General features: G+C 72.9%; 14 protein-coding genes. 9 read left to right on the top strand and 5 right to left on the bottom strand.

Going from position 1 to position 13,840, the window contains the following annotated elements:
• Positions 1-3: 3 nt before the first annotated feature.
• From GPA04_RS16205 to GPA04_RS16170, 8 genes are all read left to right on the top strand, one after another.
• Complete coding sequence (locus GPA04_RS16205; RefSeq protein ID WP_206674252.1) at positions 4-1,008, top strand: LacI family DNA-binding transcriptional regulator; 1,005 nt, start codon at positions 4-6, stop codon at positions 1,006-1,008.
• A gap of 30 nt (positions 1,009-1,038) precedes the next feature.
• Positions 1,039-2,115 carry a Gfo/Idh/MocA family protein gene (locus GPA04_RS16200; RefSeq protein WP_156225218.1) on the top strand — a complete coding sequence of 359 codons (1,077 nt, stop codon included), beginning with the start codon at positions 1,039-1,041 and terminating at the stop codon, positions 2,113-2,115.
• 92 nt (positions 2,116-2,207) lie between these two features.
• The gene (locus GPA04_RS16195; protein ID WP_156225217.1) at positions 2,208-3,344 is read left to right on the top strand and encodes a Rossmann-fold NAD(P)-binding domain-containing protein; all 1,137 of its coding nucleotides are present in this window, start codon (positions 2,208-2,210) and stop codon (positions 3,342-3,344) included.
• On the top strand, positions 3,344-3,631 hold the full coding sequence (locus tag GPA04_RS16190) for an NAD(P) transhydrogenase subunit alpha part 2 (protein WP_156225216.1): 288 nt from the start codon (positions 3,344-3,346) through the stop codon (positions 3,629-3,631). The genes GPA04_RS16195 and GPA04_RS16190 overlap by 1 nt, the downstream gene beginning before the upstream one ends.
• Entirely contained in the window at positions 3,628-5,094 is a 1,467-nt protein-coding gene (locus GPA04_RS16185; RefSeq protein ID WP_156225215.1) for an NAD(P)(+) transhydrogenase (Re/Si-specific) subunit beta, read from the top strand. The genes GPA04_RS16190 and GPA04_RS16185 overlap by 4 nt, the downstream gene beginning before the upstream one ends.
• An 89-nt stretch (positions 5,095-5,183) precedes the next feature.
• Positions 5,184-5,537: an ArsR/SmtB family transcription factor gene (locus GPA04_RS16180; RefSeq protein ID WP_156225214.1), complete on the top strand. Its 354-nt coding sequence runs from the start codon at positions 5,184-5,186 to the stop codon at positions 5,535-5,537.
• Positions 5,534-6,016 (top strand): SRPBCC family protein, encoded by a 483-nt coding sequence (locus tag GPA04_RS16175; RefSeq protein WP_156225213.1) that lies wholly within the window; start codon positions 5,534-5,536, stop codon positions 6,014-6,016. Before GPA04_RS16180 ends, GPA04_RS16175 begins: the two co-directional genes overlap by 4 nt.
• A complete protein-coding gene (locus GPA04_RS16170) occupies positions 6,016-6,594 on the top strand; it encodes a TIGR03086 family metal-binding protein (RefSeq protein ID WP_156225212.1) in 579 nt (192 codons plus the stop codon). The genes GPA04_RS16175 and GPA04_RS16170 overlap by 1 nt, the downstream gene beginning before the upstream one ends.
• A 166-nt stretch (positions 6,595-6,760) precedes the next feature.
• Here GPA04_RS16170 and GPA04_RS16165 read toward each other — a convergent pair whose 3' ends face one another.
• From GPA04_RS16165 to GPA04_RS16155, 3 genes are all read right to left on the bottom strand, one after another.
• The gene (locus tag GPA04_RS16165) at positions 6,761-7,165 is read right to left on the bottom strand and encodes an NUDIX hydrolase (RefSeq protein ID WP_156225211.1); all 405 of its coding nucleotides are present in this window, start codon (positions 7,163-7,165) and stop codon (positions 6,761-6,763) included.
• A gap of 25 nt (positions 7,166-7,190) precedes the next feature.
• Positions 7,191-7,373, bottom strand: a complete 183-nt coding sequence (locus GPA04_RS16160) for a hypothetical protein (RefSeq protein WP_206674251.1) — start codon at positions 7,371-7,373, stop codon at positions 7,191-7,193.
• A 107-nt stretch (positions 7,374-7,480) separates the two neighbouring features.
• Positions 7,481-8,761, bottom strand: a complete 1,281-nt coding sequence (locus tag GPA04_RS16155) for an amidohydrolase (RefSeq protein WP_156225210.1) — start codon at positions 8,759-8,761, stop codon at positions 7,481-7,483.
• A gap of 123 nt (positions 8,762-8,884) precedes the next feature.
• Here GPA04_RS16155 and GPA04_RS16150 point away from each other — a divergent pair, with 123 nt between their 5' ends.
• A complete protein-coding gene (locus GPA04_RS16150; RefSeq protein ID WP_156225209.1) occupies positions 8,885-11,887 on the top strand; it encodes a glycoside hydrolase family 2 TIM barrel-domain containing protein in 3,003 nt (1,000 codons plus the stop codon).
• Positions 11,888-11,954: 67 nt separating this feature from the next.
• Here the strand turns inward: GPA04_RS16150 and GPA04_RS16145 are convergent, their stop codons facing one another.
• Both GPA04_RS16145 and GPA04_RS16140 read right to left on the bottom strand, forming a co-directional pair.
• On the bottom strand, positions 11,955-12,608 hold the full coding sequence (locus GPA04_RS16145) for a response regulator (RefSeq protein ID WP_156225208.1): 654 nt from the start codon (positions 12,606-12,608) through the stop codon (positions 11,955-11,957).
• Positions 12,605-13,768 (bottom strand): sensor histidine kinase, encoded by a 1,164-nt coding sequence (locus GPA04_RS16140; protein ID WP_162458640.1) that lies wholly within the window; start codon positions 13,766-13,768, stop codon positions 12,605-12,607. The genes GPA04_RS16145 and GPA04_RS16140 overlap by 4 nt, the downstream gene beginning before the upstream one ends.
• Between the last annotated feature and the right edge of the window lie 72 nt (positions 13,769-13,840).

Here is a 13,840-nt window from a genome sequence, read left to right as displayed (position 1 = left end):
CTCATGGTGAGGGCCACGCTCCGCGAGGTCGCCGAGCGCGCCGGGGTGTCGATCAAGACCGTCACCAACGTCATGCACCAGCGGCCGAACGTCCGCGCCTCCACGCGCGAGCGGGTGCAGGCGGCGATCGACGAGCTCGACTACCACCCGAACCTGTCCGCGCGGAACCTCGCGCTGGGGCGCGCGGGCACGATCGCGCTCGTCGTGCCGCAGCTCGACATGCCCTACTTCGCCTCGCTGGCGATGCACGTGCTCGACGTCGCGGACTCGCGCGGCTGGTTCGTGCTGATCGTGCAGACCCGCGGCGACGTGGCGGCCGAGCGGCGCATCCTGTCCGGGGCCTTCCCGCAACGGCTCGACGGCGTGATCTTCGACCCCCTGCACGTCAGCGCCGACGAGATCCGCGACCGCTCCGACACCACGCCGCTCGTGCTGATCGGCGAAGGACCGCACCGCGGGATCGCCGACCACGTGGGCATCGACAACACGGCGGCGAGCAGGGTCGCCGTCGACCATCTCGCCGAGACCGGCCGCACGCGGCTGGCCATGATCGGGGCCTCGCAGGAGGGGCCCTCGACCGATCGCGGCGACGGGTTCCTCGACGGCGTCCGTGCCCATGGGCTGTCGGTCTCACCCGGCTGGGTCCGACCGGTCAGGTCCAACACCGGCGAGCAGGGCGCCGCTGCCATGGCCGCGCTGCTCGACGACGCCGGTGCCGGGCAGCTGCCCGACGGCCTGTTCTGCGCCACGGACTGGCTGGCGCTCGGCGCGATCCGTGAGCTGACCACGCGCGGCATCCGGGTGCCCGAGGACATCGCGGTCGTCGGGTTCGACGACATCCCCTACGGGCGGGTCTCGACCCCGACCCTCACCACGATCGCGTCCGCGCGCGACGAGATCGCACGGGCCGCCGTCGAGAGCCTCGAACGGCAGCAGACCACGACGGTGGGACCGCCGCGCGAGATCCAGGCAGGCTTCCAGCTGGTCGTGCGCGAGAGCACCGGCTGACCCGAGAACGGCTCGACGAGAGGAACGCGTGTGAGGAATCCGGTGCGGTTCGGCGTGATCGGGAGCGGTTGGCGCTCCGAGTTCTTCCTGCGGATGGCCGCTGCTGCGCCGGACCGGCTGGAGGTGGTCGGGGTGCTGGCGCGCAGGGCGGAGGCCCGCGAGCAGCTCGGCAGGACCTGGGGTGTGCCCACGGTCGAGTCCGTCGAGGAGCTCCTCGCGCTGCAGCCGGAGTTCGTCGCCGCGGCCGTCACGTGGGAGGCGATGCCCGCGGTCACCCGCGAGCTCGTCGCCGCCGGGGTGAAGGTGCTGGTCGAGACCCCGCCCGCGCCGAACCTGGAGGGGCTGCGCTCACTGTGGCACGACGTCGGCTCCTCGGGCCTGGTGCAGGTCGCCGAGCAGTACATGCTGATGCCCGGCCACGCGGCCCGGCTCGAGGTGGTCCGCCGCGGCGTGATCGGTACCCCGCACGCGGTGCAGGTCGCCTCCACGCACCTCTATCACGCGGTCTCGATGGTGCGCGCCTTCCTCGGCGCCGACGCCGGGGCCGAGGCGGTGGTGAGCGCGCGCCGCTTCGAGGCACCGATGGTCGATCCGCTGACGCCCGCCGGCTGGGTCGAGAACCCCGAGCCGACCCCCCGCGGCACCACGATCGCGACGATCGACTTCGGCGACGGCCGGATGGGCCTGTACGACTTCGTGGACAACCAGTGGTGGAACCCGGTGCTCTCACGCCGGATCCTCGTGCGCGGCTCGCTCGGGGAGATCGCCGACGAGACGGTCCGCCGGCTCACGGCCGACGGCCCGGTCACCTCCCCGATCGTGTACCGCCGCACCGGGATCGATCTCAACCTGGAGGGCAACGACGTCGTGCACGCGAGCTTCGACGGCGAGGTCGTCTTCCGCAACCCGTGGGTGGGGACCCGGCTGTCCGATGACGACATCGCGGTCGCGAGCATCCTCGAGGAGACCGGCCGTTGGGCCTGCGGCGACGGCTCGGCGCCGTACCCGCTCGCCGACGGGTGCCAGGACCACGCGATCGGGCTCGCGATCGGCGAGTCGGCGCGCACGGGCGCTGACGTCCGCGTGAGCGGCAACCCCTGGGGCTGAGTGATCACCACGGCGGCGCAGCTCGGGCCGGCCGGTCGGGTGGGCGCGCGGTGTGCCGGCGGCGACCAGGGGCGGCTGGATAGGTTGAGCCGGTGAGCACTGTCGTCGCCCTCCGTGAACCAGGTGGGGAGACGCGGGCGGCGCTCACGCCCGAGGCGGCGCGTGCGATCACCGCGCTGGGCCATCGCGTCGTGGTGCAGACCGGCGTCGGCACGTCGGCCCACTACGCCGACGCGCAGTACGCAGCCGCCGGCGCCGAGGTGCTCGAGGGCACGCCGCTGGCGGCGGCGCTCCGCGAGTTGGACCTGCTCGTGCACGTGGTGCCGCTGCCCGCGGAGCGGGTCGCGGCGCTGCGGCCGGGGACGATCACGCTCGGCATGGCAGGGGCGACCGACGGCGGTCGCCGCGCCGCGCTGGCGGACGCGGGTGTGGTCCCGCTCGCCTTCGAGCAGCTGCCCCGCTCCTCGCGCGCGCAGACGATGGACGTGCTCTCCAGCCAGGCGCTGGCCGCCGGCTACCGAGCGGTGCTCGAGGCCGCGATCCGGCTGCCCCGGTTCTTCCCGCTGGCGATGACCGCGGCCGGGACGGTGCCGCCCGCGAAGGTCGTCGTGCTCGGGGTCGGCGTCGCCGGGCTGCAGGCGATCGCGACCGCCCGGCGTCTCGGCGCGTCGGTCGCGGCGAACGACATCCGGCCCGACTCCGCCGAGGAGGTGCGTTCGGTCGGCGCCACCTTCATCGACGCCGGCGTCGGTTCCGCCGAGGCTGCGGGCGGCTACGCCCGGTCGCTCGAAGCCTCCGCCGCGCAGGCCCAGCAGCAGGTGATCGCGCCGCACATCGCCGAGGCCGACGTGCTGATCACGACCGCCGCGGTGCCGGGGCGGCCCGCGCCGCGGCTGGTCACCACCGACATGGTCGCGGCGATGCGCCCGGGATCGGTCGTCGTCGACCTGGCTGCGGGCACCGGTGGCAACGTCGAGGGTTCGGTGCCGGGTGCGGACGTGCGGGTGCCGTCGGTGCGGGGCGGGGGCGAGGTCGTGGTGGTCGGCCTGGGCGACGCCGCCGGTGACCTTCCCACCGACGCCTCCCGGCTGTACGCGAAGAACGTGAGCAACGTCGTCGAGCTGCTCACGGCCACCGGTCCCGGCGGTGCGCCGCAGCTGGTGATCGACCCCGAGGACGACCTGCTCGCGGGGCTCCTCGTGCGCCTGGAGCCGGAGGGGGCGCGCTGATGGACGCCGTGACGACCGTGACGTTGCTGGTGCTCGCCGGGTTCGTCGGCGTCGAGGTGGTCTCGAAGGTGGCCTCGCGGCTGCACACGCCGCTGATGTCGGGCGCGAACGCCATCCACGGGATCGTGCTGGTGGGGGCGATCGCGCTCACCGCGCGAGCCGAGCAGCCGCTGCTGATCGCCGTCGGGACGCTCGCTGTGCTGCTGGCGACGATCAACCTGGTGGGCGGCTTCGTCGTCACCGACAGGATGCTGGAGATGTTCAGGGGCAAGCGGGGCGGCGAGTGAACGTGCTCGGCGCCCCGGCCGCGGAGATCGGGTACCTCGTCGCCGCCGTGCTGCTCATCCTCTCCCTCAAGGGTCTGTCCGCGCCCTCGACCGCGCGCCGCGGCAACGCGCTCGGGGCGCTCGGCGCGCTGCTCGCGGTCCTCGTCGTGCTGACATCGACGGACTTCGCCGGCGCGAACCTGACGATCGTGCTGGTCACCATGGCGGTCGGGGCCGTGGTGGCCGTGCCCGCGGCGCGGCGGGTCAAGATCACCGCGATGCCGCAGCTCGTGGCGTTGCTGAACGGCGTCGGTGGCGGTGCGGCCGCGCTGATCGGCATCGTCGAGCTCGCTCTGCCGACGCCCCTCCCCGAAGGCACCTATCTCTGGGTCGAGATCCTGCCGGAGGACGCAGCCCTGACGGACTACATCGACCCATCGATCCCGAGCCCGGTCCCGGCGCTGGTCGCCATCGTGCTCGGCATCGCTGTCGGCGCCATCTCGTTCGCCGGTTCGGTCGTGACGTTCCTCAAGCTGCAAGGGTGGATGACGGCACGACCCCTGGTGCTGCCCGGCGCCCCCGTGATCATGGGCATCGCGGTGCTGACGACGGTGGCGACGGGCTGGGCGGTCGTGGTCGGCGGAAGCGTCTCGCTGGCGGTCTGGCTCCTCGTCATCGCCGCCTTCCTCGGGGTGCTGCTGGTCCTTCCGGTCGGCGGCGCCGACGTGCCGATCGTGATCTCGCTGCTCAACGCGTTCACGGGACTGGCGGTGGCCGCGACGGGCTGGGCCCTCGGCAACGTCCTGCTGCTGGTGGCGGGCGCGCTGGTCGGTGCCTCCGGCACCATCCTCACGCTCGCCATGGCGAAGGGCATGGGACGCCCGGTCGTCGGCATCCTCTTCGGCGCCCTGCGAGGCAGCTCGACGGCGGGATCGACGCAGGCCTCGGACCGCCCGGTCCGCAGCGCGACCGCGGGCGACGTCGCCGTCACCCTCGCCTACGCCCGGCGCGTCGTCGTGGTGCCGGGTTACGGGCTCGCCGTCGCACAGGCTCAGCACACGGTCGCCGAGCTCGTCGAGGCGCTCCGCGCGCGGGGCGTCGACGTCGTCTACGGCATCCACCCGGTGGCGGGCCGGATGCCCGGTCACATGAACGTGCTCCTCGCCGAGGCGAACGTGCCGTACGACCTGCTCGTCGAGGCCAGCGACGTCAACCCGACGATGCCGGCGACCGACGTCGTCGTGGTGGTCGGTGCCAACGACGTCGTCAACCCCGCTGCCCGCACCGATCCCACGGCTCCGATCTACGGGATGCCGATCATCGACGCCGACGCCGCCGGGCAGGTGATCTTCCTCAAGCGTTCGATGCGCCCCGGCTTCGCGGGCATCGAGAACGCGCTGCTGTTCGCCGCCAAGACCCAGGTGCTGTTCGGCGACGCGAAGGCCTCCCTCGCCGAGGTGCTCGCCGCGCTGAAGACCGCCTGACTCCGGCCCACGGCTTCTCAACCAGATGGTTGACAAGCGGCGTGCAGCGCTCTACCGTTCTTCTCAACCACTTGGTTGAGGAGGAGCACATGGCGGACGAGCTGTCCAAGGTCTTCGCGGCACTGGCGGACCCGACGCGACGCGACATCGTCGCCCGGCTGAGCGCCGGTGACGCGACCGTCACGCAGATCGCCGAGCCGTACGAGGTGAGCGTGCAGGCGATCTCCAAGCACCTGCGGGTGCTGGAGGACGCCGGCCTGGTCACGAAGACCAAGGAGGCACAACGCCGCCCGGTGCACCTGGAAGCGGAGGTGTTCGACCTCATGACCAGATGGATCGAGCGCTACCGGCGTGAGGCCGAGCAGCGCTACCAGCGCCTGGACGCCGTCCTGGCGGAGCTCACCAAAGAGAACGAAGAGAACGAGAAGGGACAAGCATCATGACCACCATCACCGAGACCACCATCGAGGCCGACCCGACAGTGCCGGCGGTCCGCATGACGCGCGACTTCAAGGCCACGCCGGCCCAACTCCTCAAGGCGCACACCGACCCCGCACTGTTCGCGCGGTGGGTGGGCCCCAACGGGATGGACACCGAGATCCTGGCCTGGGACGCCCGCGACGGCGGCGAGTGGCGTTACGTCGCACGGCGCGACGGCGAGGAGTACGGCTTCCGAGGCTGCTTCCACGAGGTCAGCGAGAACAAGATCGTGCAGACCTTCGCCTTCGAGGGCTTCCCGGAAGCCGTGGCACTCGAGACGCTGACCTTCGAGGACCTGGGCAACGGCTGCACACGGCTGCACGCGCAGTCGCTGTGCGACTCCTTCGAGGGACGTGACGGCATGCTCAGCTCCGGCATGGACGTCGGCGTCAACGAGGGCTACGCCAAGCTCGACGCCCTGCTCGAGGAGACCACGGCCTGATGTCCCTCGCCGATCTCGCACCGGGCGAGCGGCACCGCTCGGCGGCCGCCGGACTCACGCAGGTGGTCCGGCAGGTCGCCGACTGGGACGCCCCGACGCCCGTGCCGCAGTGGCGGGCCCGCGACGTCGTGGATCACCTCGTCACCTGGTTCCCCGGGTTCCTCGCCGGCGGTGGCGTCTCGCTCCCGCCGGTGCCGCCCGTCGAACCCGATCCCGTGCGGGCATGGGAGGCGCACACCGCCGCGGTGCAGGAGCTGCTCGACGACCCGGCGAGGGCGGGGCGCACCTTCGAGCACCCCCATGTGCCGCCGCAGTCGCTGGCTGCGACCATCGACGCGTTCTACACGGCCGACGTGGTCATGCACACCTGGGACCTCGCCCGGTCCGCCGGCATCGACGTCGAGCTGGACGCCACGTACTGCACCCAGCTGCTCGAGGGCATGGTGGGGATGGAGGAGGTGATGCGCGGCTCCGGCCAGTACGGACCCGCGGTCCCGGTGCCCGCGCACGCCGACCCGCAGACCAGGCTGATGGGCTTCATCGGCCGCGACCCGGCCTGGCGCCCGCCGACTGCCTGACCCCGCCCGCTGCTACCGGCCCGGCTCGACGGCGTATCACCGGACCGGCGGCCGGCTCCTGATGATCATCGGAGGGAGAGCAGATGTATCCGCGATCAGCGCGAGCAGCGAGCCTTCACCGCTGGGTGGCGGTCATGGCCGGCGCCCCGAGCGCCTGGCCGGGCGCTCAGACCAGCCCGGCCAGCCGCCGTCCGGCGTCGACGAGGCTCACCCGGTCGAGCGAGTCGACCTCGGGGAGGGAGATCCAGGCGGCCTCGTCGGTGGACCCGTCGGCCTCGTCGGTCAGGTGGCCGCCCACCACGTGGGCGCGGTAGATGATCCGCAGGCCGTGCTGGTCGCGGCCGTCGGCGCGGGTGGCCACCAGCGAGTCGATCCCCAGCAGCTCGTCGAGCTCGACGTCGTAGCCGGTCTCCTCGCGGACCTCGCGCACCGCGGCGTCAGCCGGGTCCTCGCCCGCCTCGATGCCCCCGCCCGGCAGCGTCCAGCCCTGCATGCCGTACTCGTTCCAGTGCGCCAGCAGCAACCGGTCCTGCTCGACGACGACGGCGTACGCAGCGACCCTCAGCAGCATCGGGACAGTCTGCCCTAGCGTCCGGTCAGCGGTGCGGCCGCTTCTCGTTGCCGCGGCGGTAGTTGCCGGTCGCGCGCGCCAGCAGGTGCTGGGTCTGCAGCTCGTCGGCGCCGGCGAGCCGGGCGGCGAGGCGCTCGGCGTCGCGGCCGCCCACCACCACGATCTCCCGGCCGCCGCGGCTGACCCGCACCTGGCCGGAGCGGGTCACGCGGTGCTAGAACGGGTCCTCGGCGAGCCCGGGCGGCAGCTCGGTCACGGGGTCCTCGCGACGTTGTGCGGAGGAGCGGAGCGGAGGAGCAGAACGTCGTGGGGTGCTCACGCGCGCGGCCCGAGGAACGCGAGCGTGGAGGTGACGGCGGAGCGCACCCCGGTCCGCAGCGTCGGGTCGATCGCCGGTCCGAAGAATGGGGAGTGGTTGCTGGGCACCTCCAGCAGCCGACCCTGCGCCTCCAGCGCGTCGTAGGACGCCTGGTCCCAGCCGCCCACGAACCAGTACGCGTAGGGCACCCCCCAGGCGCGGGGGAGCCACGAGAAGTCCTCGCTGCCGGTGATCTTCTCGCCGTCGACGACCTCCTCGCCCACGGCCTCGAGGGCTGCACGCACCCGGCCGATGACCTCGGGGTCGTTGTCGGTCAGCGGGACCTGGTCGTAGAAGGTGAGCTCCGGCTCGCTCGGGCACCCGGCCGCCGCTGCCTGACCGTTCACGATCCGGGTGATGGCGGCGACGATCCGGGCGTGCACCTCGTCGTCGTAGGAACGGATGTTGAGGTGGAGCTCGGCGGTCGCGGGGATGATGTTCGCCTTGGTCCCGGCGTGCAGCAGGCCCACCGTCACGACACCGAACTCCGAGCCCGACAGCGTGCGGGACACGACGGTCTGCAGGTTCATCACGATCGCCGACGCCACCACGACCGGGTCGATCGTGTAGTGCGGCATCGAGCCGTGCCCGCCCTTGCCGTGCACCACCACCTTGATGTTCTCCGACCGCGACATCGTCGGACCGGGGCGCAGGTGCAGGCTGCCGGCACGCGCCGGCCCGACGTGCTGACCGAGCACCACCTCCGGCCGGGGCACGCGCTCGACGAGACCGTCCTCGACCATGGCCAGGGCGCCGTCGCCCGTCTCCTCGGCCGGCTGGAACAGCGCGACGAAGGTGCCGGACCAGTGCTCACGACCCGCCGCGAGCAGCTCGGCCGCAGCGAGCAGCCAGGTCATGTGGAAGTCGTGACCGCACGCGTGCATGGTGGGGTGCTCGAGGCCGTCGCGGTCGGTGCCGGTGTCCGTCGAGGCGTACGGCAGCCCGGTCTCCTCGCGCACCGGCAGCCCGTCCATGTCGGCCCGGAACATCACCACAGGTCCGGAAGCGCCGTCGGCGGCATCGTTGCGCAGCACGCCGACGACGCCGGTGCCACCCAGCTGCTCGGTCACCTCGTACCCGAGGGCGCGGAGCTTGGCGGCGCAGATCGCGGCGCTGCGCGTCTCGCCGTGCGACAGCTCGGGGTGAGCGTGGAAGTCGGTGTAGGTGTCCTCGAGCCAGTCGAGCGCCGGCAACCCTGCCAGCACCGCGTCGACCGCCTCACGCGTGGGGGGCGTCATGCAGCAACCGTAGGGCACCGCAGCCACCGACTTCCGGCGCTCGCCTGCTGAACGTGTGGCCTGCCCGCTCCGGGTGCACCACTACGCTGGCAACGGCACTTTGTCTGAGGCTCAGGAGAATTGATGTCCCGCCCCACCCACACCGACGTCGTCGTTCCTTCCGGGGTGCGGGAGCCGCGATTCCGGCCACCCGCAGGAGCCGCCTCGTCGGCCTCGCTCACCCTCGACGGCGACTGGCGGTTCCGCCTGTTCCCCGAGGCCACCACCGGCGCGGACGCGACCGACGCCGGGGAGGGCTGGGACACGCTGTCCGTGCCGGGCCACTGGCAGCTCGCGGGCGCGCCGGACGCCTGGCCGTACGGCAAGCCCGCGTACACGAACGTGCTGTTCCCGATCCCGCTGGACCCGCCCCGGGTGCCGCGGGAGAACCCGACCGGCGAGTACCGCCGCACCGTCGACGTGCCCGCCGACTGGCTGGAGCAGGGCCGGGTCGTGCTGCGCTTCGAAGGTGTCGACTCCTGGTTCGAGGTGTCGGTCAACGGCGTGCCCGTGGCGACCTCGCACGGCTCGCGGCTCCCCACCGAGATCGACCTCACCGAGCACGTGAGCGCCGGCGAGAACCTGCTCGCGGTGCGCGTGACGCAGTGGTCGGCCTTCACCTACGTCGAGGACCAGGACCAGTGGTGGCTCTCGGGGATCTTCCGCGACGTCACGCTGCTGCACCGCCCCGAGGGCGGCATCGAGCACGTCGAGGTCAACGCCTCCTACGACCACACCACCGGCGAGGGCACGCTGGCCGTGCAGGTCCGCACCTCCGACCCCGCCGGCGCCACCGTCACCATCCCCGAGCTCGGCATCGAGGTGAGCGCGGGCAAGGAGGTGAGCACCGCCGTCGAGCCCTGGAGCGCGGAGGTGCCGCGCCTGTACGAGGCGACGATCGCCACCGGCGGCGAGAGCGTCACGCTCCAGGTCGGGTTCCGGACGATCACGATCGAGGACGCGACGTTCAAGGTCAACGGCGAGCCGGTCAAGCTGTACGGCGTCAACCGGCACGAGTTCGAGCCCACCCGCGGTCGCGCGGTCACGCCCGAGACGATGCTGGCGGACGTGCTGCTGATGAAGGCGCACCACGTCAACGCCGTGCGCACCAGCCACTACCCGCCGCACCCGCACTTCCTCGACCTGTGCGACCAGCACGGGCTGTACGTCATCGACGAGAACGACCTCGAGACCCACGGGTTCGAGCCCGCCGGCTGGCGCGACAACCCCACGGACTCGCCCGCGTGGCGGGACGTGCTGGTCGACCGCGTGCAGCGGATGGTGCGCCGCGACGCCCACCACCCGAGCATCATCATGTGGTCGCTCGGCAACGAGGCCGGAACCGGCTCCAACCTCGGAGAGATGGCCGCCGCGATCCGTGAGCTCGACGACAGCCGCCCGCTGCACTACGAGGGCGACTGGACCTGTGAGCACACCGACGTCTACTCGCGGATGTACGCCTCCACCGAGGAGACGCTGCAGATCGGCCGCGGCGAGGACCGGGCGCTTCAGCGGGGTCAGGCCGACGACACGATCGACGGCGAGGTCGACACCCGGCGCCGCAACCTGCCCTTCATCCAGTGCGAGTACGTGCACGCCATGGGCAACGGCCCCGGTGGCTTCAGCGACTACGACGACGCGTTCGAGATCTACCCGCGGCTGATGGGTGGGTTCGTCTGGGAGTGGATCGACCACGGCATCCTCACGCGGAGCTCCGACGGCGTGGAGTTCTACGGCTACGGCGGCGACTTCGGCGAGGAGCTGCACGACGGCACGTTCATCGCCGACGGTCTGCTGCTGCCCGACCGGACCCCCTCGCCCGGCATGCTCGAGATGGCGGCGGTCTACGCGCCGGTCCGCATCGAGGACGCCGGCGACGTGCTCGAGAGCGACTTCGGCACCCTGGAGATCCGCAACCGGTACGCGTTCCGCAGCACCGAGCACGTCCGCCTCGACTGGACCCTGAGCGCCGACGGCGAGGTCGTGGCCGAGGGCTCGCTCGACGAGGCCGTCGGGGTGCTGGAGCCCGGCGAGTCCGCGCTGCTCACGCTGGAGGCCGCCGGCATCGAGATGCCCGAGGTCGACCCGGGCGCCGAGGTCTGGTGGGTCGTGCGCGCCCGCAACCTCGAGACCGGCGAGCACGCCCCCGCCGAGCTGGGCGCCGGACAGATCCAGATCCAGAGCCGGGCACCGCTGGAGCGGATCTCGGGACCGATCGAGACCACCGAGGGTGGGTTCGAGGTCGGGCCGGCCAGGTTCGACGGCGCAGGCCGGCTGGTCAGCCTCGGCGAGACCGAGGTGCTCACCTCGCGCGCCGACGCCTGGCGCGCGCCGACCGACAACGACGGCGCCGACGGCGGCCCCGGTCGCCAGGACGGCGCGCTGTGGGAGCGCGCCGGTCTGAGCAGGCTGCACGAGCGGCTCGACGAGGCAGCGGTCGAGACCGACCAGGGCGCGCTCGTGGTGACCGGACGGCTCGCGGGTGCGGCCAGCGACTGCGGGTTCGCCGTCCGCTACACGTGGCGCTCGGACGCCGACGACCCCGCCGTCGTCGAGCTCACTCTCGACCTGGTGCCCGAGGGGCGCTGGGCCGGTCCGGTGCCGCGGCTGGGCTGGCTGCTCGCGCTCGAGCAGCCCGACGCCGCGGACGTGGCGGTCGAGTGGGTCGGCCAGGGCCCTGGCGAGTCCTACGCCGACTCGACCACGGCGGTGCTGTTCGGTCGCTACCAGCACACGGTCGCGGAGCTCCAGACGCCGTACACGCACCCGCAGGAGAACGGCGCCCGCCGCGGCGTCACGCGGGCGCGGCTCGAGCTCGAGGGCGGACCGCTGGAGCTGCGCGCCGGTGACGTGATCCTCGGGGCCGACGACCTCGAGGGCTTCGAGCTCACGGCCCGGCCCTGGTCGGACCAGGCGCTGGCAGCCGCGGCCCACCCGCACGAGCTCACGCCGGACGGCGCGCTGTGGCTGCACGTCGACATCGCCCAGCACGGTGTCGGCTCGGCCGCGTGCGGCCCGGGCGTGCTGCCGAACGCGACGCTGAACCCGGCACCCGCGAGCATGCAGGTGCGACTGCGCGTGGGATGACCCACGCCCCGTTGCGTCATACGTCGGGAGGGAGCACCTGCTCGGGACGTATGACGCAACGGCCGGGTCAGTCCACCAGGCCCGACTGGTAGGCGAACACCACGAGCTGGGCGCGGTCGCGCGCGCCCAGCTTGATCATCGCCCGGCTCACGTGGGTGCGGGCGGTGGCGGGGCTGAGCACCAGCTCCGCGGCGATCTCGTCGTTCGACATGCCGCGCCCGACGAGCCCGACCACCTCCCGCTCGCGCGCCGTCAGGTCGCCGAGCTGCGGGTGCGGTCGCAGCACGCGCGAGCGTGCCTGCAGCAGCTCGCGCACGACGCGGCGCGTGACCGAGGGCGAGAGCAGCGCCTGCCCCTCGTGGACGAGCCGGATCGCGGCGAGGATGTCGTCCGGCCCGGCGTCCTTGAGCAGGAACCCGCTCGCGCCGAAGCGCAGCGCGTCGAGCACGTAGGTGTCGGTCTCGAACGTCGTGAGCACGATGACGCGGGTGTGCGCCAGCTCGGCCGTGGCTCCGATGCGGCGGGTCGCCTCCAGCCCGTCGACGCCCGGCATCCGGATGTCCATCAGCACCACGTCGGGGCGGTGGCGGCGGGCGAGCGCGACGGCGTCGCGCCCGTCGGCCGCCTCGCCGACCAGGTCGAGATCGTCCTCGTCCTCGATCAGGGCGCGCAGCCCGCGGCGCACGATGTCCTGGTCGTCGGCGACGAGCACCGAGATCATGGGCCCTCCTTCGTCGGGAACCTCGCCCGCACCACGAACCGTGGCGGGCCGGGATCGACGTCGAGCGTGCCGCCCGCCGCCGCGACCCGGTCACGCATGCCGGGGATCCCCATGCCGCCGACCGGGTGGGGCGTCGCACGGTGCTCGACGCCGTTGCTCACCTCGAGCACCAGGGCGTGGGGCCCGTGGCTGATCGCCACCTCGACGGCGGAGCTCGCGTCGCCGTGTCGCAGCGCGTTGGTCAGGGCTTCCTGGGCGACCCGGTACACCGCGAGATCGGCAGCCGGTGCCAGCGGCGCCGGCTCGCCCTCCTCGCGCACGAGCACGCGCAGCCCCGTGCGCTCGAGCCGAGCCGTGAGCGCCGGCAGGTCCGCGAGCCCGGGGGCAGGTCGCCGAGGGGCGGCGTCGGCGCCGTCGGTGGGGATGCGCGCGAGCACGGCACGCAGCTCGTCCAGGGCGGCGGCGCTGCTGGCGCTGATCGCTTCGAGCGACTCGCGGACACGGCGGCGACCGTGCTCGTCGTTCCGGTCGACCGAGCGCAGCGCCACCTTCGCCTGCATGTTGATCGCCGCCAGGCCGTGGCCCACGACGTCGTGGACGTCGCGGGACAGGCTCAGCCGCTCGCTGTCCAGGTGCTGCCGCAGCGCCTCCTCACGTGCACGTGCGCGCGAGTCGCGCACGGTGCGCACGGCGACGCCGATCGTGAACGCGACGACGAACCAGGCCAGCGCGATCCCCGAGCTGGGCTCGAGATCGGCCGGGTCACGCGCGAGGAGATGGCTCAGCAGCACCAGCCCCGCGAGGGCCGCGGCGATCGCCGACACCCGGAGCGGTCGGTGCGCGGCCACCGAGTACACCGCTACCAGCACGGTCAGCATCGGCGGCCCGTAGGGGTACCCGATCCATAGGTAGGCGGTGATCGCCGCGGTGACGACCGCCAGCGCGACCAGGGCGGACCGACGTCGCCACAGCAGCGCCAGGCCGGCCACCACCACCAGGGCGATCCCCCCGGCGTCGAGCAGTCGTTCGGGACCTTGCCCCCATCCCGGACCACCGGTCCACCGGGAGCCGAACCGCTGTGTCATGTGGGCGGCGAACGGGAGCAGCACGCCTGCGAGCACGGCCGGCACCACGTCCCGGGGCTGCCAGCGGTGGTCCACGTCCACCATCTTGGGGGCTGCCGCTGCCGCGGGCATCTGTTCGCGGGCGGCGATCGGGCTACGTCACCGGGC

It is taken from the genome of Pseudactinotalea suaedae, assembly GCF_009733815.1.
Lineage (GTDB): Bacteria > Actinomycetota > Actinomycetes > Actinomycetales > Beutenbergiaceae > Pseudactinotalea > Pseudactinotalea suaedae.
This window is presented reverse-complemented; position numbering and strand designations above follow the sequence as displayed.